We start from the raw sequence: 17,107 nt of genomic DNA on the forward strand, positions 1-17,107 counted from the left end.
AGGTATGCCCCTGATCGGGAGGCGAGATCCGCCCCCTGACCATCGGAGTGCATGTTGATCACCAGCCTGCGAGGGATCCGCATCCTGGGCGCCCTGCCCCTGCTGTTTGCCTCGGCCCCGGCCGGGGCAGACCAGCCGCTTTCTGTCGAGATCCTTCGGATCGAGGCCCGGCCCTACGAGATCACCTATACCCTGACCGGGACCGTCCAGGCGGTCGACGACTACCCGGCCTCGTTCCGCGATGGCGGTCGCATCATCGAGGTCGCGGTCGAGACCGGCGATGCGCTGGAACGCGACGACGTGATCGCGCGGGTCGACGCCACCGAGGCCGAGGCCCGGCTGCGCTCGGCCGAGGCCGCTCTGCAGGCAGCCGAGGCCGCCCTTGTCCAGGCGCGCCAGGCCCGCGACCGCGCCGCGAACCTGCTTGACGAGGGCAACGGCACGCAATCCGATCTCGATGCCGCGGTGCAGGCCTTCCTGTCCGCGCGTTCCGACCGCGACCAGGCGGCGGCCCGGCGCGCGGTCGCCCGGCGCGCGGCCGAGGATACCGTGCTGCGGGCGATCGAGCCCTCTATCGTCATCCGCCGCTCGGCCGAGCCGGGCCAGGTCTTGCCCGCGGGCCAGGCGGTGGTGACGCTGGCCAATCGCGGCCCGCGCGACGCGGTCTTCCAGGTTCCCGACATTCCCGAACTCGACGCCTTTCTCGGCAGCGATGTGCGGCTTTCTCCGCTGGGCGGCGGCCGGGGCTGCGATGCCGCCGTGACCGAGCTGGCCCCGGTGGTCAGCGGCAACGGCACCGTCCAGGCCAAGGTCCGGATCGAGGGCGAGGCGGCCGGACGCTTTTCGATCGGCCAGCCGGTCGTGGGCATCGTGACACTCGGCCGCCCGACCGCCCTGGTGGTGCCCTGGACCGCCCTGACCGCCACCGCGGACGGCCCCGCCGTCTGGACGGTCGGAGCAGAGGACAACCGGGTCCGGCTGACGCCGGTCACGATCGACGGCTATTCCGACAGCGGCATCCGCATCGCCGAAGGCCTGTCCGAGGGCCAGGCGGTGGTGGGCGCGGGCTCGCAATATCTGTTTCCCGGGCGTGAGGTCCGGCCTCTGGAGACCGCGAAATGAGCCGCCTTCTGGCGCTTGCGCTCGCCCTCCTGCCGATGACCGCATCGGCCGACAGCCACGCCTGCAACGAGGGATCCGCCGAGATCCGCCCCGTCGTCTCGGAAAAGGTCAGCGCCGATCCGACCCGCCAGCGCGCCTTTGCCGGCGTGGTGGCAGCGGCCCACAGCGCCGATCTGGCCTTCCAGACCATTGGCCGGGTCGCGCGGGTTGCGGTCGATCCCGGCGACCGCGTCTCCGAAGGCGACGTTCTGGCCAGCCTCGACCGGGTCGACCTGCAGGAAGACCTGGCCTCCGCCCGCGCAGCGCTGGGCTCTGCCAAGGCCGAGGCCGCCTATGCCAGGCAAAGCCACGAACGCGTGCGCATCCTCGCCGAACGCGGCATCGCGCCGATCGCCCAGCTTGAGAAGGCACAGGCCGCCCGCGACACCGCCGAGGCCCGGGCCGAGGCCGCCAGCGCCGATCTGGCCCGCGCCCGCGAAGCGCTGGGCCATGGCACGCTGCGCGCCCCGAATGACGGCATCGTCCTGTCGACCGCCATCGAGGCGGGCACGGTGGTCGCCGCCGGGACCCCGATCCTGACACTGGCCGATCTCAGGGGTCGCGAGGCGGTGATCGACGTGCCGGGCGAATTCCTGCAGGTGCTGCCGCCCGACGCGCGGTTCGATGTCGTCATCCATGCCGAGGACGCCACCTCGCACCCCGCCCGACTGCGACTGGTCGAGCCGATGCTCGGCGATAATATCCGCACCCGCCGCCTGCGCCTCACCATCACCGAAGGCGCCGAGGATTTCCGTATCGGCAGCCTCGTCTCGGCGACGCTGGCCCGGCTCGATCTGCCGGTGATGACGCTGCCGCTGACCGCGCTGTCGGGACCCGCCGGGGCGCCCTCCGTCTGGCGCGTCGCACCAGAGGATCGCCGACTCGCGCGGGTCCCGGTCGAGACCGGGCGGCGGCTGGCCGACCGGATCGAGATCACCCGCGGGCTCGCGGTCGGGGACGAGATCGTGGTCAAGGGCACGGCCTGCCTCGGTGAGGGGCAGACCGTCGGCCCGATGGTGGCACCATGACCCGGCGCTTCAACCTCTCGGACTGGGCGCTCGGGCATCGCTCGCTGGTCTGGTTCCTGATGATCGTCTCGCTCGTCGCGGGCCTGCTCGCCTATCTGTCGATGGGCCGCGAGGAGGATCCCTCCTTCGCGATCAAGGTGATGGTGGTCTCGGCCGCCCTGCCCGGCGCCACCGCCGAGGAGACCGTCACCCAGGTCACCGACCGCATCGAGAAGAAGCTGCAGGAGATCGACCAGCTCAAGTTCACCCGCTCGGTCACCTATCCGGGCCGTTCGGTCGTCTATGTCGAGCTGCGCGACGATACCCGCGCCGAGGCGGTCGACGCCACCTGGCTTCGGGTCCGCAACATGATGTCGGACATCCGGGGCGAGTTTCCCTCGGAATTCGCGGGCTTCTCCTTCGACGACGATTTCGGCGACGTGTTCGGCAGCATCTATGCCTTCGTCGGCGACGGTTTCACGCCGCGCGAGATCGAGGACCGGGTCGAGGACGTCAAGGCAGAGATCCTGCGGCTCGACCAGGCCGGGAAGGTCGAGCTGGTGGGCGTCCGCGCCCCCGAGATCCATATCGAATTCTCCAACCGACGGCTCGCCGCGCTGGGGCTCGACCGCGAGGCGGTGCTGCAAACGCTGGCCCAGGAAAACGCCATCGTCCCCTCGGGCACGATCCGCACCGCGGGCGAGCGCATCCTGATCCGGGTGACGGGGCAATATGCCTCGGCCGAAGATCTGGCCACGACCCCGCTGCGAACCGGCGACGTCTTCTATTCGCTTTCCGATGTCGCCGATGTGACCCCGGGCTACGAGGACCCTCCGGCCGAGCTTTTCCGCTATAACGGGCATGAAGGCATCGCGCTTCTGGTCGGCATGCGCAAGGGCGGCAACATCCTGCAATTCGGCGCCGAGCTCGAGGCGCTGATGGACCGGGTGGCAGAGCGCCTGCCCGTCGGCATCGAGCTGCACAGGGTCGCCGATCAGCCGAAGGTGGTCGAGGAGTCGGTCGGCCATTTCACGCGCGCGCTGATCGAGGCCGTGCTGATCGTGCTGGCGGTCAGCTTCATCTCGCTCGGGCTCAGGGCGGGAATGGTGGTGACGCTGTCGATCCCGCTGGTTCTGGCCATGACCTTCGTGCTGCTCGACGTGATGGGGATCACGCTGCAAAGGGTGTCGCTCGGCGCGCTGATCATCGCGCTGGGACTTCTGGTCGACGACGCGATGATCGCCATCGAGACCATGATCTCGCGGCTCGAGATCGGCGAAAGCCTGCACAAGGCGGCCTCCTATGCCTGGACCTCGATCGCCTTTCCGATGCTGACCGGCACGCTCGTCACCGCCGCGGGCTTCATCCCGATCGCCTTCAATTCCAGCCAGGCCGGCGAATATACCCGCTCGCTGTTCTATGTGATCGCGATCTCGCTGCTTCTCAGCTGGATCGTGGCCGTGCTGTTCGCCCCGATCCTCGGCACCACCTTCCTGCCGAAGAAACTGCGCCACGCCCATAAGGGGCCTGGACCGCTCCGGCGCGGCTTCCGCCGGGTGCTGCTTCAGGCGATGCGGTTCCGCTGGCTCACCATCGGGCTCACGGCACTGCTGTTCGCAGGCTCCGTCTTCGGGCTCCGCCATGTCGAGCGGCAGTTCTTCCCCACCTCCGAGCGGCCCGAGATCGTGGTCGAGGTGACCTTGCGCCAGAACGGCGCCTTCGCCGCCACCGATGCCGCGATCGCCGCCTTCGAGGCCTGGCTCGGCCAGCAGCCCGAGGCCAGCTACACCACCGCCTATGTCGGCCGCGGGGTGCCGCGCTTCGTGCTGACGCTCGACCAGCCCACGCCCAGCGAGAATATCGGCCAGCTCGCGATCATGACCCCCGATCTCGCCGCCCGCGACCGGCTGCGCGAGAAGATCGCCGCCTATGACCGCGCCCATCCCGAGGCCGATTTCTACACCCGGCTGATCGAGCTGGGCCCGCCGGTCGGCAAGCCCGTGCAATACCGGCTGTCGGGCCCCGATATCGCGCCGCTGCGCGACCGCGCCCGCGATCTTGCGGCGCTGCTGGACCGCGACCCGCGCCTGACCTCGATCAGCCTCGACTGGTCCGAGCCCGCCCGCGTGGTCCGCGTCGTGCTCGACCAGGCGCGGCTGCGCCAGCTTGGCCTGACCCAGTCCGACGTGGCGCGCACGCTTTACGGGCTGTTCGACGGCTCCGGCGTGACCGAGTTCCGCGACGGCCGCAAGCTGGTCGATGTGCTGGCGCGGGGGGTGGCCGCCGACCGCTCGACCGTCGCCGCGCTGGAAACGCTGCAATTCGGCAATGCCGCCGGCAATCCGATCCCGCTTCTGTCCATCGCGCGGCTCGAATGGACCACCGAACAGCCCGAGATCCACCAACGCGACCGGGTACCGACCCTCACCGTGGGCGCCGCGATCCGGGGCAGCGTGCAACCCGCCACCGTCGCGGCCGATCTTGCCCCCGCGATCGCCGATTTCGCCGCCGGGCTGCCCGCAGATTACCGGATCGCGCTTGGCGGATCGGCGGAATCGAGCGCCGAGAGCCAGGCACCGATCCTGAAGGTCGTGCCGGTGATGGTGCTTTGCATCCTGACGCTGGTGATGGTCCAGATGCAGAGCTTCCGGCTGCTGTTCATCGTTCTGGCGGTGGCACCGCTGGGGCTGATCGGCGTGGTCGCCGCCCTGCTGCCCTCGGGCGCGCCGCTAGGCTTCGTCGCCTTGCTGGGGGTGCTGGCGCTGGTCGGCATCCTGATCCGGAACTCGGTGATCCTGATCCACGAGGTCAGCGTCCTGAGCCGCGCCGGGCGCAGCCCCTGGGAGGCGGTCTACGAGGCCTCCGACAGCAGGGCCCGGCCGATCCTGCTGACCGCGGCCGCGGCGAGCCTCGCGCTGATCCCGATCGCGCGCGAGGTGTTCTGGGGCCCGATGGCCTTCGCGATGATGGGCGGCATCATCGCCGGAACCGGCATCACGCTGCTTTTCGCCCCCGCGCTTTATTGCGTCGTGTTCCGCATCCGCCCGCCTGCGCCTGAGGCCCGGCCCGAACCCTGACGCCCCGCGCCCGAGACGGTGCTTTGGCCCCCTCATCCTCCTCCGGAAACGCTCCGAATCACCCCTCCGGAACCGGCATATGACGCGCCGAAGGTCGCCTCGTCCCCGCAGGCGCCAGCGTCCCCGGGCGCGCTCTGGCGAAAGCGGCGGGCCGAGCCGGGCGACAGGCCTGCGGCAAAACGCGCAAACCAGAGCGCATGAAAACGCCGATCTTCCCCGGCCTGGCGGAATCTCTGAAAAGCGTATCCGCATGCAAAGCTAACAATCGCACCCAGCGGTATCCGGATATGGCAAGGGGGCAAATACCGCAAATCACATATCTGAAATGGTTGATTTGCACTGAGCGCATGGCGGCCATGCTGCCGTTGCCCCTTGCCGTCCGGCGCGGCAGTCTGTCCAAGAAGATCGGAACCGTGGGATCTTCCCGACCGCCCAGGGCCGGAATACCCACCCAGACACCGGCACTGCCCCGCTCCGGACCGGATGGCCGGACCGGGAAGCACGAGGAGGAGGACCCCATGACCGTCGCCCAACCCATTGCGTCCCGAATAGCCGATCCGACGCTGCGCGGCCGCGTGATGAGCGCGGAAGACGCCGCGGCCCTGATCGCGCCGGGCTCGACCATCGGGATGAGCGGCTTCACCGGGTCGGGCTATCCCAAGTCGGTTCCGCTGGCGCTGGCCAACCGGATCGAGGCCGAACATGCCGCGGGCAATCCGTTCCAGGTCAAGGTCTGGACCGGCGCCTCGACCGGACCCGAGCTTGACGGCGCGCTGGCCAAGGCCGGCGGCATCGAGTTCCGCCTGCCCTACAACTCGGATCCGATCGCCCGCGAGAAGATCAATGCGGGCGAAATGAACTATTTCGACATGCATCTGAGCCAGGTCGCGCCGATGGCCTGGCAGGGTTTCCTGGGCAAGCTCGACACCGCCATCGTCGAGATCTCGGGCATCACCTCGGACGGTCAGCTGATCCCCTCCTCCTCGATCGGCAACAACAAGACCTGGCTCGACCAGGCCGATCAGGTGATCCTCGAGGTCAATCGCTGGCAAAGCGAGGCGCTGCGGGGCATGCATGACGTCTATTACGGCACCGCGCTGCCGCCCCATCGCCGCCCGATCCCGCTCGCCAGCACGAATGACCGCATCGGCCAGCCCTATTTCCGCTGCGATCCGAAGAAGATCGCGGCCATCGTCGAGACCGACGCGCCGGACCGCAACGCGCCGTTCAAGGCCCCCGACGCGGTCGCCCAGGCCATTGCCGGGCATCTGCTGGACTTCTTCCTGCACGAGGTCGCCAAGGGTCGGCTGCCGCAAAACCTGCTGCCGCTGCAATCGGGGGTCGGCAATGTTGCCAACGCGGTGCTGACCGGGCTGATGAACTCGCCCTTCGAGCAGATGACCGCCTATACCGAGGTGATCCAGGACGGCATGCTCGAGCTTCTGGACGCGGGCAAGCTGCGCTGCGCCTCGGCCACCGCGCTGTCGCTGAGCCCGAGTGCCGCCGAATGGTTCAACGACCGCGCCTACCGCTTCCGCGACAAGCTGATCCTGCGCCCGCAGGAAATCTCGAACCATCCCGAGCTGGTGCGCAGGCTGGGCTGCATCGCGATGAACGGGCTGATCGAGGCCGATATCTACGGCGCGGTGAACTCGACCCATATCATGGGCTCGCGGATCCAGAACGGGATCGGCGGGTCGGGCGATTTCGCCCGCAACGGCTATGTCTCGATCTTCATGACCCCGTCGACCGCGAAGAACGGCAAGATCTCGGCCATCGTGCCCAAGGCCGCCCATGTCGATCACATCGCCCAGGACGTGCAGATCCTCGTCACCGAACAGGGCCTGGCCGACCTGCGCGGCCTGTCGCCAAAACAGCGCGCCGCCCAGATCATCGAGAACTGCGCCCATCCCGACTACCGCCCCGCGCTGCGCGACTATTACAAACGCGCGATGGAGAGCTCCTTCGGCAAGCATGCGCCGCATCTCATGGACGAGGCGCTGTCCTGGCATGCGCGCTTCGTCAGGACCGGCTCGATGCAGGAAGACTGATCCGCGCGCGGGCCAGCAGCAACCGGGCAGAAACCGGACATGAAAAGGCCCCGCCCTTGGGGGGTTGAGGGCGGGGCAAGGTGTGCCCCGGTGTCCGGCCGGGGCTCGGGAGTATCCGGCCGGACCCGGGGGCAAGAACCGGGTCCGACCCTGCCGCACCGGCCGGAGGGCCGGAACGTCAGCCGTCAGGGCCTTCGGCCCTCCCCGGCCCGGGCGCGGGACTTGCCCGGACGGGGGAGGGCTTCGGGCTGCGGCCGGGCACCGGAGGGTGTGGCGCCCGGCCGCTTGTCACGACCGGCCCTCAGGCCGGCCGATCCGCGCGGTTGCCGAGGGTGACGGAGACATCCATCGACTTGCCCGCGCGCAACAGGTTCAGCGACACCTTGGTGCCGGGCGCGTCGGTGGCGATGAAACGGGTCAGATCGCGCGGCCCGCTCACCTCCTGGCCATCCACCGCCAGCACGATATCGCCTTTCTTCAGCCCCGCCTTGGCGGCCGGGCTGTCGGCGGTCACATCGACGATCATGGTGCCGCGCGGGCTGTCGAAGCCCAGCGCCGCGGCCACTTCCTCGCTGACCCCGCCGATCTGCACCCCGAGGAAGCCGCGATCGACCTGACCGCCCTTCTCGAGATCGGCCACGACCGATTTGGCCATGTCCGAGGGCACGGCGAAGCCGATCCCGACCGAGCCGCCGGTGGGCGACAGGATCGCGGTATTGATGCCGACGACATCGCCCTCCTCATTGAAGAGTGGCCCGCCCGAATTGCCCTTGTTGATGGCGGCATCGGTCTGGATGAAATTGTCGAAGGGCCCGGAATTGATGTCGCGGCCAAGGGCCGAGACGATGCCGCTGGTGACGGTCTGGCCCAGCCCGAACGGGTTGCCCATCGCCACCACCGACTGGCCGACCTGCAGCGCGTCGGACGACCCGAAATCGACATGGGGCAGGTTCTGGCCGTCGATCTCGATCAGCGCGATATCTGTGGCCTTGTCGGCGCCCAGCACCTTGCCGCCGAAGCTGCGGCCATCGGCCAGCGTCACGGTCACGCTGTCGGCGCCGTCGACCACATGGGCATTGGTCACAATCTTGCCGTCCTGCGAGATGATGAAGCCGGTGCCCACGCCTTTCAGCCGCGGCGCCTGGCCATGCGGCCCCTGCGGATAGCCCGGCATCGGCATGCCGAAGCGACGGGCGAATTCCTCGAAGGGGAAGTCGTCGGGGAACTGGAAGTTCTGCATCTGCGCCTGCGGCGCGGCCTTCTCGACCTCGATCGTCACGACGGCAGGCGCGACCCGCGACACCAGATCGACATATCCGCCTGCGGGGGCCGTGGCGGCATTGGCCGCCGGCACCGCATGATCGAGGCCGATCCCCGCCGTCGCCCCGAGGAGCGCGGCGAGCGCCACGGCCGAGACGGCATTGCGCTTGGCTTTGTTCGACATATCCCTGATCTCCTGAACTGGGGGCATCTTTCCGGCCTGGCGCCGGTTGCCAGACCAAGATGGCGGCCCCGGATTGCGGTCGCATCCGCGTGCCGATTACATTCCTGCAATCGCTCTCACGTGCCGGTGACAGAGCCGAAACCCGGGCACCGGGACGGTTGAACGCCCCCCGCGCGGCGCCATAGTGAAGCACAGTCGCGTCAAGGATCGGGGTCCGGAGGCCGTTCGCCATGAAACTGCTCGTCGTCGAGGACGATCCCACCACCGCCCAGTTCATCGCCCGCGGGCTGGGCGAGGAGGGCCATTCGGTCGATTGTCTCGACAATGGCCGCGACGCGCTGACCCGGGCGCTGGCCACCGCCTATGACGTGATGGTGGTCGACCGGATGCTGCCCGAGCTCGACGGGCTGTCGCTGGTGCGCGCGCTGCGTGCCGCCCATGTCACCACGCCCGCGATCTTCCTGACCTCGATGAGCGGGGTCGACGACCGTATCGACGGGCTCAGGGCGGGCGGCGACGACTATCTGGTCAAGCCCTTCGCCTTCGGCGAGCTGTCGGCCCGGATCGAGGCGCTGGGCCGCCGCCCGCCGATGCAGGAGACCGAGACCGTGCTGAAGGCGGCCGATCTGGAGATGGACCTGGTGCGCCGCAGCGTGACCCGCGCGGGCCAGAGGATCGAGCTGCTGCCGCGCGAATTCGCGCTGCTGGAACATCTTCTGCGCCACAAGGGCCGGATCCAGACCCGCACCATGCTGCTGGAATCGGTCTGGGACATCAATTTCGACCCGCAGACCAATGTGGTCGAGACCCATATCAGCCGGCTCCGGGCCAAGGTCGACAAGCCCTTCGACAGGGAACTGATCGCGACCGTGCGCGGCGCGGGCTACCGGATCGGCGACTGAGATGGCCACCCGCGCGGTCTCGCTTAGGCATCTGATACGCTCGACCCCGGTCCGGCAGGCGCTGGTGCTGGTGGCGGTGGTGGCGCTGGCGAACCTCATGTCGCTGGGCGGCGCCTATCTGACGCTGCGCGCCGATCTGGTGCGCGCGATCCGGGCCGATCTGGCCGGGGACCTGGCCAGCTTCGAGATCAGCGCCACCCCGGCCGCGCTGTCGGCCATCGTGCAGGCGCGGGCGCGGGCGACCGATCCGGCCAAGAAGGTCACGGTGTTTCTGCCCCCCGGCGGGCGGCAGGTCGGCAATGCGCGGGCCATCCTGCGCGAGGGCGGTGATATCCGGCTTGTGCCAGGCACCCAGCCGCTGGGCGCTGCGGGCTATCTGCACGAGACAAGGCGGCTGGCGGGGGGACTTCTGATCGTGGCCGAAAGCCTCGGCCCGATCGCCGAGCTGCGCCGCACCTTCCTGTCACTGCTGGCTTTCAGCCTCGGCCCCACCGTCCTGATCTCGCTGGGGGTGGGCGTGCTGCTCGCCCGGCGCAGCGCGCGCCGGGTGGATGGCATCGAGGACACGCTCGACCGGCTTTCGGTCGGCGATCTCAGCGCCCGGCTGCCGCCCGACCCGGCCCCGGCCGATGACCTGTCGCGGATCGGCGCCGGGGTGAACCGGCTGGCCGCGCGCCAGGAGGCCGCGACCGAGGCGCTGCGCCAGGTCACCGCCGACATCGCCCATGACCTGCGCACGCCGCTGCAGCGGATTTCGGTGCTGATCCAGGACCTGCGCGCGCGGCTGCCCGATGAAAGCGAGCCCGCCGAACTGGCCGACCGCGCCAGCGCCGAGGTCGACCGCGCGGTGTCGGTGTTCCGGGCGATGCTGGAGATCGCCCAGATCGAGGGCGGCCAGGCCTCGGCGCGGGTCCAGCCCTTCGATCTCGGGCTGACCGTGCGGCAGGTGGTCGAGCTGTACCAGCCCTCGGTCGAGGATGCGGGCCATTGCCTGACCCTCGACTGCCCCGGTACCGGCCCGACGGTCCGGGGCGAGCCCAGCCTCATCGCCCAGGCACTGGCCAATCTGATCGAGAACGCGCTTCGCCACACCCCCGAAGGCAGCCGGATCGACATTGCCGTCAGCGCCGATCCGCCCGGGCTGAGCGTCGCCGATGACGGCCCCGGCGTGCCCGAGGACGAGCGCGGCAAGGTACTGCGCCGCCTCTACCGGCTGGAGCGCAGCCGGACCACGCCGGGCCACGGGCTGGGCCTGTCGCTGGTCGCGGCCATTGCCGGGCTGCATGACGCCAGCCTGACGCTCGAGGACAACGCGCCGGGCCTGCGGGTGCGCCTTGTCTTCCCGCCCGAGCCCGGCGGGCTTGCCGCTACAGGAAGCTCAGCCCCAACGCGATGATGACCCCGCTCACGACCAGCTGAACGACGCAGAATCCCATGATGTCCTTGGCGTTCAGCCCGGCGATGGCCAGGATCGGCAGCGCCCAGAAAGGCTGCACCATGTTGGTCCAGGCATCGCCCCAAGCCACCGCCATCGCGACCCGCGCCTGATCGACGCCCAGCGCCTCGGCCGCGGGCAGCATCACCGGCGCCTGCACCACCCATTGTCCGCCGCCCGAGGGCACGAAGAAGTTGACGACGCCCGCGCTGATGAAGCTCCAGAAGGGCAGGCTCTCGGCGCTGGCAAACGAGGTCAGCCCGTCCGAGATAGAGACCGCCAGCCCCGACCCGGCCATGATCGCCATGATGCCGGAATAGAACGGGAACTGGATGACGATGCCCGCGCCGCTCTTGACCCCTTCGGCCAGCGCATCCAGCAGCCGGCGGGGCGTGCCATGCAGGATGATCGCGACGAAGAGGAACAGGAAGTTGATATAGTTCAGCGTCAGCCCGCCGCCATCCAGCAGGTCGATCACCAGCCAGGCCAGCCCCGCGCCGCCGATGATCCAGGACAGGATCGGCGAATTCTCGATCCGGTCCGAGGGCCGGTGGGTCGGTCCGCCGCCGAATTCGGGCTCTTCGAGCTTGGCCGGATCGACGATCATCTCATGTCCGGCTTTCGGCAGCATCAGCCAGTTGACCAGCGGAACGGCAATGAACAGCGCCGCGACGATGATCAGGTTGAAGCCCGCGAAGATGGTCTCGGAAGTGCCGATAAGCCCGATCTGGTCCTCGAAGGTATGGCCGGGCGTCGCGATCGCCAGCGGGATCGAGCCCGCAAGCCCGCCATGCCAGACCAGAAAGCCCGAATAGGCCGAGGCGACCAGCAGCCGGTAATCGACCGCGACCCGGCGGGCGACGGCCTTGGCCAGCAGCGCGCCCACCACCAGACCGAAGCCCCAGTTGATCCAGCTGGCCAGCAGCGAGACCAGCGTCACCAGCAGGATCGCGCGGGCCGGTGCGCGGGCGGTATCCGCGATCCGGTTCAGAATGCCCCTTACCGCAGGCGTCGAGGCCATCATGTAGCCCGTCACCAGCACCAGCAGCATCTGCATCGAGAAGGACAGCAGCGTCCAGAAGCCGTCGCCCCACATCTCGATCACCGCGACCGGCGAGCGGCCCTCGAACAGCACCGCCGCCGCCATCACGACGATGGTCAGAATGATCACGAAAACATAGGGGTCCGGCAGGTAGCGCTCGAACACGCGCACCAGCGGCCTTGCCAAAACCGAAAGCATATCATTCCTCCCTCAAGGTTTCGGCCAGACCTAGCCTACGGGAAGAAAAGTTAAACCTGCGGTGTTTTGTCCCGACCCGACGTCACGAAGACGCCCGGACCGACGGTCAGGCCCCGACCTGACGGCGCGCCGCCTCGGCCTCGAGGTCGAGATGTCCGCGCAGGCCCTCGGGCAAGGCCAGATGGCGCGCCAGATCGTCGAGATAGCGCCGCTCGTCGGGCGTGTCGGGATCGACCGCCAGAACCGAGGCCAGGTAAAGCTCGGCCCGCTGGGCATCGGTCCGCGCCGGGCGGGCCGCTTCGGCCGGATCGGCGGGCGCGGCGAAACTGTCGAAAAGCGCGGCCTTCTCCTCGGCCCCGAGGCCCAGCGCCTCGATCCGGTCGCGGATGCGGCGATGTTCCTCACCATCGATATGGCCGTCGGAATTTGCCGCCAGGATCATCGCGCGCAGCACCGCCAGCCGGAAATCCTGCCCGGTGCTGTCGCGCTCCTCTGCCATGTCGAAGCCGCTATCGGCGGGCGGTGGCGGCAGATGCAGCGGCTCGGCCTCGGTGCCCGAGGGGCGGTTCTGCTGCCAGTCGCGCCAGGCCTTGTAGGCCAGCCCGCCGACCGCGGCCATGCCGCCATAGCTCAGCGCCTTGCCGCCCAGCTTGCGGGCCTTCTTGCTGCCCAGCAGCAGCGCGACCAGCCCGCCTGCCGCGGCGCCGCCCGCAAGACCGCCCGGCAGCGCCGAACCGCCCTGCCCCTGGGTCTGCCCCGGTTCTTGACCTCGGGCCTGGCCAGAGCCCAGCGCCTCTTGCAACAGCCGTTCGATGTTCATTGCGCCTCTCCCCGTCGCGTGATCGGAGCAGAGCTATGAACCGGCCCGCCGCCCTTCAAGGCAACGGGCCCCACGCGCTCTGAACTTCCCGCGAGCACTCCGTCAGCCGGGCACCGCCCCGGCCTCAGCGCCAATAGGCCACGGCAGAGAACCGGTCGCGCGGCAGGCCGCGTTCCGTCAGATGACGGCGGGCCTCGCGCGCGATCCGTTCCCCGGCCGCGACCCAGACGAAACCGGCCTCTCCCGGATCGGTCCCGGCCAGCGCGGCCAGAAGGTCGTCGACCCGCTCCACCCTCGGGTCGGCGTTCAGCGCGCTCAGATCCTCGGGGCTTGCCGTGACCCAGGCCCGCACCTCATTCTCGGACAGCCGCAGGATCCGCAGAATCGCGGGCAGCGCGGTCTCGTCGCCGAACAGCAAGACCGGATCGCCCTCGGGCACCCAGCCGCCGCCCGGCCCCATGATCCCGACCGGCGCGCCCGGAGCGGCGTCGCGCACCCAGGTGCAGGTCGGACTGTCCGGATGGTCGAAGATGTCCATGTCGATCCAGTCCGCCCCCAGATCGGCAACGGTATAGACCGCCCGGTGCAGCGCATCGGCCCCGTCGGGCCAGTCGACCCGCGCCGTCTTGCCGATCTGCGGCCAGATCGGATCCCGGTCCAGCGGTGGAAGCAGCAACCGGAAATGCAGACCCGCCGAGGCGAAGCGGCCCGCATCGGCCAGCCCGACCCGCAACCTCAGAAAGCCCGGCGCGCTCTGCCCGCAGGAAATCACCTCGCCGATGGACAGGCCCGGGGCCAGGGCGCCCGCCGCCACATCGTCCCAGCCGATCTCGATACCACCTCCGGCCAGCACTTCGGTCAAGTTGTCCTGCGCCGAGCGCAGATGGACATCGTCGGGGGCGGCGATCTCGATGCCAAGGCCGGTCCCGGTCGGCTGCAGGACGAGCCGAGCGCCCGGAAGATCCATGATCACGCCCTCTGCGGTTTCGGAGACCGCCAAGTCCCATTCCGAAGCGCAGGCACGAAGCGCCGCCATGGCGTCTCCGGCACGTTCGACCACACGCCCGCGCGTGCGGTGCATCTCTTCGATCCCCATGACTGCCCCTTTACTCGCATCCCTTTTCCGAGTGTTTTTATCAACTACTCGAAATCGAAATGCAAAGCCTTCTTGCGCCCGGCCGGGGGGCTGGCACAGAGCCTTTGCCCCCGGGGAGCGGGACAGGACAGATCGGGACGCGGACCGGCCGGTCTGACAGCGGCCGCGACCCGACGCGCTGTCAGTAGCTGAAATCCGCGTAGATCCGGCTCAGATCGCCGTTCCAGTCGCCATGGTAATGCTCGAGCAGCTCGTCGGCCGGGGTCTTGCCGGTTTCGATGCTGTCCTCCAGCGCATGCAGGAAATGGCGCTCGTCCTGCACCATGCCGCCCAGCCCGGGCCGGGCGCGGGCCTTGAGCCCGCCGCGGGCGATATCGACCACCTGCCGGGCAAGGCCCAGCATCTTGACGCCGTTCACCTCGGCGTCGAGCCCGTCGGTCGCAGCGGCAACCCGCCAGGCGTCGCGGGTCTCGGCATCCCAGTCCTTGACCAGATCCCAGGCGGCATCGAGCGCGCCCTGATCGTAGGTCAGCCCGACCCAGAGCGCGGGCAGCGCGCAAAGCCTGCGCCAGGGCCCGCCATCGGCGCCGCGCATCTCGATGAATTTCTTCATCCGCGCCTCGGGGAAGATCGTGGTCAGGTGATCGGCCCAGTCCGACAGCGTCGGCACCTCGCCCGGCAGCGCGGGCAGACGGCCGGCCATGAAATCGCGGAAGGACTGGCCCAGCGCGTCGATATAGCGGCCGTCGCGATAGACGAAATACATCGGCACATCGAGCGCGTAATCGACATAGCGCTCGAAGCCGAACCCGTCCTCGAAGACGAAGGGCAGCATGCCGGTGCGCGCGGCATCGAGATCGCGCCAGACCCGGCTGCGCCAGGATTTCATGCCGTTGGGCTTGCCGTCGAGGAAGGGCGAATTGGCGAACAGCGCGGTCGCGACAGGCTGCAGCGCCAGCGCCACCCGCAGCTTCTGCACCATGTCCGCCTCGGAGCCGAAATCGAGATTCACCTGGACCGTGCAGGTCCGGTACATCATCGTCTTGCCCATGGTCCCGACCCGGTCCATGTAATCGGTCATCAGCCGGTAACGCCCCTTGGGCATCATCGGCATGTCCTCATGGCTCCAGATCGGGGCGGCGCCGAGCCCGATGAACCCGACGCCGATCTCGTCGGCGACGCCCTTCACCTCGCGCAGATGCTCGGTGACCTCGTCGCAGGTCTGGTGGATGGTCTCGAGCGGCGCGCCCGACAGTTCCAGCTGGCCGCCCGGTTCGAGGCTGACATTGGCCCCGTCCTTCTGCAGCCCGATGAGGTTCTCGCCCTCCATCACCGGCGCCCAGCCATGGCGGTCGCGCAGCCCTTCCAGCACCGCCTTGACCGAGCGCGGGCCGTCATAGGGAATGGGCTTCAGCGCGTCCCTGCAATAGCCGAATTTCTCGTGCTCGGTGCCGATCCGCCAGTCGGGCTTGGGCTTGCAGCCCGAGGCCAGGTATTCGACCAGTTGCTCATGGGATTCGATCGGGCCGCCGCCGGACTGGGGAATGGACATGGGCCAGCGGCCTCCATTTGTTCGCTCGTTTTCCGGCCAAGACCTGCGATGCGGGCGGGCTCAAGTCAAGGCCGGGCGAACGATCCTCGACCAGACCGTCACCGGCCCGTCTTCGGGAGAGCGGTCGAGCGCCGAAAGGATGGTGCGCGGATTGGCGCAGGGCAGCGCCATGAACACATCGAACAGCGCCTCGGCGCCCCGGGCCGATGCCGGGATCGTGACCGCCGGAAAGCGGGTCTGGGTCAGCCGCCAGCCCCGCGCGCCGGTCTCGTCGAAGACCATCTCGATGGCGCGGATCTCGCTCAGCGCGACAAAGCCGCCGCCCTGGGGCGCCAGATAGGTGATCTGGCCCTCGTCGACCCGCACGAGGCCGGGGCCGTCGCCCGCGATGCGGAACCGGGCACGGCGGATCGCCACGAAGCCGAGCGCAAGACCAAGCCCCAGCGCCAGCAGGCCCAGCGCCTGGAAGAAATACCCGCCCAGCCCGAAGAGCCAGAGCCCGCCCAACGCCACCGCGCCCGAGGCGATCAGCTCGCGCCAGCGCGACAGCGCCGCGACCGCCTCGGGCCGCAGGAAGCTCACCCCCAGTCCCCCAGCGCCTGCTGCCAGACCGTCAGCGCGGCCACTGCCGCGGTATCGGCGCGCAGCACCCGCGGCCCCAGACTGACCGGATGGGCGAAGGGCAGCGCCCGAAGCCGGGCGCGTTCGGTCTCGGAAAACCCGCCCTCGGGCCCGATCAGGATCGCCCAGGGGCCTTTCGGCGCCGCGCCCAGCACCTGCCCCGCGCCGACCAGCGCCTCGTCGCAGAACATCAGCCTGCGGCCCTCGGGCCAGGCATCGAGCAGCGCCGAGAGCTTCTGCAGCTCGGTGACCTCGGGCACGAAAGTGCCACCGCATTGCTCGGCCGCCTCGACCGCATGGGCCTGCAGCCGGTCGCGGCGAATGCGCTCGGAATTGGTGAAATCGGTCTGCACCGGGCAGATCCGGGCCGCGCCCAGCTCGGCCGCCTTCTCGACGATGAAATCCGTTCGCGTTTTCTTGATCGGCGCGAAGCACAGCCACAAATCGGGCGGAAGCTGCAGCGGACGAGTGGTCTCGCGGCAGATCAGCACGCCTGCGCGTTTCTTCGCCTCGACCACCTCGGCCAGCCATTCCCCTGACTTGCCGTCGAAAACCAGCACCGGATCGCCCGGAACCAGTCGCATCACGGCGAACAGGTAATGCGCCTGGTCGCCGGTCAGAGGAACGGTTTGCCCTTCCCCCAAGGGCTGCTCTACATAGAGCCGGATTCTTGCAGACCGAACATCGCTCATGGGGGTCAT

At 69.1% G+C, this 17,107-nt stretch carries 13 protein-coding genes; 6 read left to right on the forward strand and 7 right to left on the reverse strand.

Going from position 1 to position 17,107, the window contains the following annotated elements; translation table 11 throughout:
* Nucleotides 1-51 precede the first annotated feature (51 nt).
* From A6W98_RS17030 to scpC, 4 genes are all read left to right on the forward strand, one after another.
* On the forward strand, nt 52-1,122 hold the full coding sequence (locus tag A6W98_RS17030) for an efflux RND transporter periplasmic adaptor subunit (protein ID WP_042463585.1): 1,071 nt from the start codon (nt 52-54) through the stop codon (nt 1,120-1,122).
* Entirely contained in the window at nt 1,119-2,189 is a 1,071-nt protein-coding gene (locus A6W98_RS17035; protein ID WP_052678101.1) for an efflux RND transporter periplasmic adaptor subunit, read from the forward strand. The genes A6W98_RS17030 and A6W98_RS17035 overlap by 4 nt, the downstream gene beginning before the upstream one ends.
* Entirely contained in the window at nt 2,186-5,245 is a 3,060-nt protein-coding gene (locus tag A6W98_RS17040) for an efflux RND transporter permease subunit (protein WP_042463588.1), read from the forward strand. Before A6W98_RS17035 ends, A6W98_RS17040 begins: the two co-directional genes overlap by 4 nt.
* 518 nt (nt 5,246-5,763) lie before the next feature.
* Nucleotides 5,764-7,296 (forward strand): succinyl-CoA:acetate CoA-transferase ScpC, encoded by a 1,533-nt coding sequence (gene scpC, locus A6W98_RS17045; protein WP_042463591.1) that lies wholly within the window; start codon nt 5,764-5,766, stop codon nt 7,294-7,296.
* Nucleotides 7,297-7,597: 301 nt separating this feature from the next.
* Here scpC and A6W98_RS17050 read toward each other — a convergent pair whose 3' ends face one another.
* Nucleotides 7,598-8,740 carry a Do family serine endopeptidase gene (locus tag A6W98_RS17050; protein WP_042463594.1) on the reverse strand — a complete coding sequence of 381 codons (1,143 nt, stop codon included), beginning with the start codon at nt 8,738-8,740 and terminating at the stop codon, nt 7,598-7,600.
* Between the two features lie 230 nt (nt 8,741-8,970).
* On the opposite strand from A6W98_RS17050, the gene A6W98_RS17055 reads away from it, so the two are divergent.
* Both A6W98_RS17055 and A6W98_RS17060 read left to right on the forward strand, forming a co-directional pair.
* The gene (locus A6W98_RS17055) at nt 8,971-9,642 is read left to right on the forward strand and encodes a winged helix-turn-helix domain-containing protein (protein WP_042463597.1); all 672 of its coding nucleotides are present in this window, start codon (nt 8,971-8,973) and stop codon (nt 9,640-9,642) included.
* Nucleotide 9,643: 1 nt separating this feature from the next.
* Complete coding sequence (locus A6W98_RS17060) at nt 9,644-11,038, forward strand: HAMP domain-containing sensor histidine kinase (RefSeq protein WP_042463600.1); 1,395 nt, start codon at nt 9,644-9,646, stop codon at nt 11,036-11,038.
* Here the strand turns inward: A6W98_RS17060 and A6W98_RS17065 are convergent.
* The 6 genes from A6W98_RS17065 to A6W98_RS17090 form a co-directional block, all read right to left on the reverse strand.
* Complete coding sequence (locus A6W98_RS17065) at nt 11,010-12,317, reverse strand: short-chain fatty acid transporter (protein WP_042463603.1); 1,308 nt, start codon at nt 12,315-12,317, stop codon at nt 11,010-11,012. The two genes, A6W98_RS17060 and A6W98_RS17065, sit on opposite strands and share 29 nt — an antisense overlap.
* A gap of 106 nt (nt 12,318-12,423) precedes the next feature.
* A complete protein-coding gene (locus A6W98_RS17070; protein WP_042463606.1) occupies nt 12,424-13,137 on the reverse strand; it encodes a tellurite resistance TerB family protein in 714 nt (237 codons plus the stop codon).
* 124 nt (nt 13,138-13,261) lie between these two features.
* A complete protein-coding gene (locus tag A6W98_RS17075) occupies nt 13,262-14,233 on the reverse strand; it encodes a siderophore-interacting protein (RefSeq protein WP_042463609.1) in 972 nt (323 codons plus the stop codon).
* A gap of 181 nt (nt 14,234-14,414) precedes the next feature.
* Complete coding sequence (locus A6W98_RS17080) at nt 14,415-15,785, reverse strand: glutamate--cysteine ligase (RefSeq protein ID WP_042463612.1); 1,371 nt, start codon at nt 15,783-15,785, stop codon at nt 14,415-14,417.
* 60 nt (nt 15,786-15,845) lie between these two features.
* Nucleotides 15,846-16,367 (reverse strand): hypothetical protein, encoded by a 522-nt coding sequence (locus tag A6W98_RS17085; RefSeq protein ID WP_042463615.1) that lies wholly within the window; start codon nt 16,365-16,367, stop codon nt 15,846-15,848.
* Entirely contained in the window at nt 16,364-17,098 is a 735-nt protein-coding gene (locus A6W98_RS17090) for a 16S rRNA (uracil(1498)-N(3))-methyltransferase (RefSeq protein WP_042463618.1), read from the reverse strand. Before A6W98_RS17090 ends, A6W98_RS17085 begins: the two co-directional genes overlap by 4 nt.
* Between the last annotated feature and the right edge of the window lie 9 nt (nt 17,099-17,107).

The sequence above is a fragment of the Rhodovulum sulfidophilum DSM 1374 genome, from assembly GCF_001633165.1.
Taxonomy (GTDB): Bacteria; Pseudomonadota; Alphaproteobacteria; order Rhodobacterales; family Rhodobacteraceae; genus Rhodovulum; species Rhodovulum sulfidophilum.

What these genes read in the sequence shown, in the direction of transcription:
- A6W98_RS17030 (WP_042463585.1), top strand. Translation starts at nt 52, where the DNA reads ATGTTGATCACCAGCCTGCGAGGGATCCGCATCCTGGGCGCCCTGCCC.
- A6W98_RS17035 (WP_052678101.1), top strand. Translation starts at nt 1,119, where the DNA reads ATGAGCCGCCTTCTGGCGCTTGCGCTCGCCCTCCTGCCGATGACCGCA.
- A6W98_RS17040 (WP_042463588.1), top strand. Translation starts at nt 2,186, where the DNA reads ATGACCCGGCGCTTCAACCTCTCGGACTGGGCGCTCGGGCATCGCTCG.
- scpC (WP_042463591.1), top strand. Translation starts at nt 5,764, where the DNA reads ATGACCGTCGCCCAACCCATTGCGTCCCGAATAGCCGATCCGACGCTG.
- A6W98_RS17050 (WP_042463594.1), bottom strand. Translation starts at nt 8,740, where the DNA reads ATGTCGAACAAAGCCAAGCGCAATGCCGTCTCGGCCGTGGCGCTCGCC.
- A6W98_RS17055 (WP_042463597.1), top strand. Translation starts at nt 8,971, where the DNA reads ATGAAACTGCTCGTCGTCGAGGACGATCCCACCACCGCCCAGTTCATC.
- A6W98_RS17060 (WP_042463600.1), top strand. Translation starts at nt 9,644, where the DNA reads ATGGCCACCCGCGCGGTCTCGCTTAGGCATCTGATACGCTCGACCCCG.
- A6W98_RS17065 (WP_042463603.1), bottom strand. Translation starts at nt 12,317, where the DNA reads ATGCTTTCGGTTTTGGCAAGGCCGCTGGTGCGCGTGTTCGAGCGCTAC.
- A6W98_RS17070 (WP_042463606.1), bottom strand. Translation starts at nt 13,137, where the DNA reads ATGAACATCGAACGGCTGTTGCAAGAGGCGCTGGGCTCTGGCCAGGCC.
- A6W98_RS17075 (WP_042463609.1), bottom strand. Translation starts at nt 14,233, where the DNA reads ATGGGGATCGAAGAGATGCACCGCACGCGCGGGCGTGTGGTCGAACGT.
- A6W98_RS17080 (WP_042463612.1), bottom strand. Translation starts at nt 15,785, where the DNA reads ATGTCCATTCCCCAGTCCGGCGGCGGCCCGATCGAATCCCATGAGCAA.
- A6W98_RS17090 (WP_042463618.1), bottom strand. Translation starts at nt 17,098, where the DNA reads ATGAGCGATGTTCGGTCTGCAAGAATCCGGCTCTATGTAGAGCAGCCC.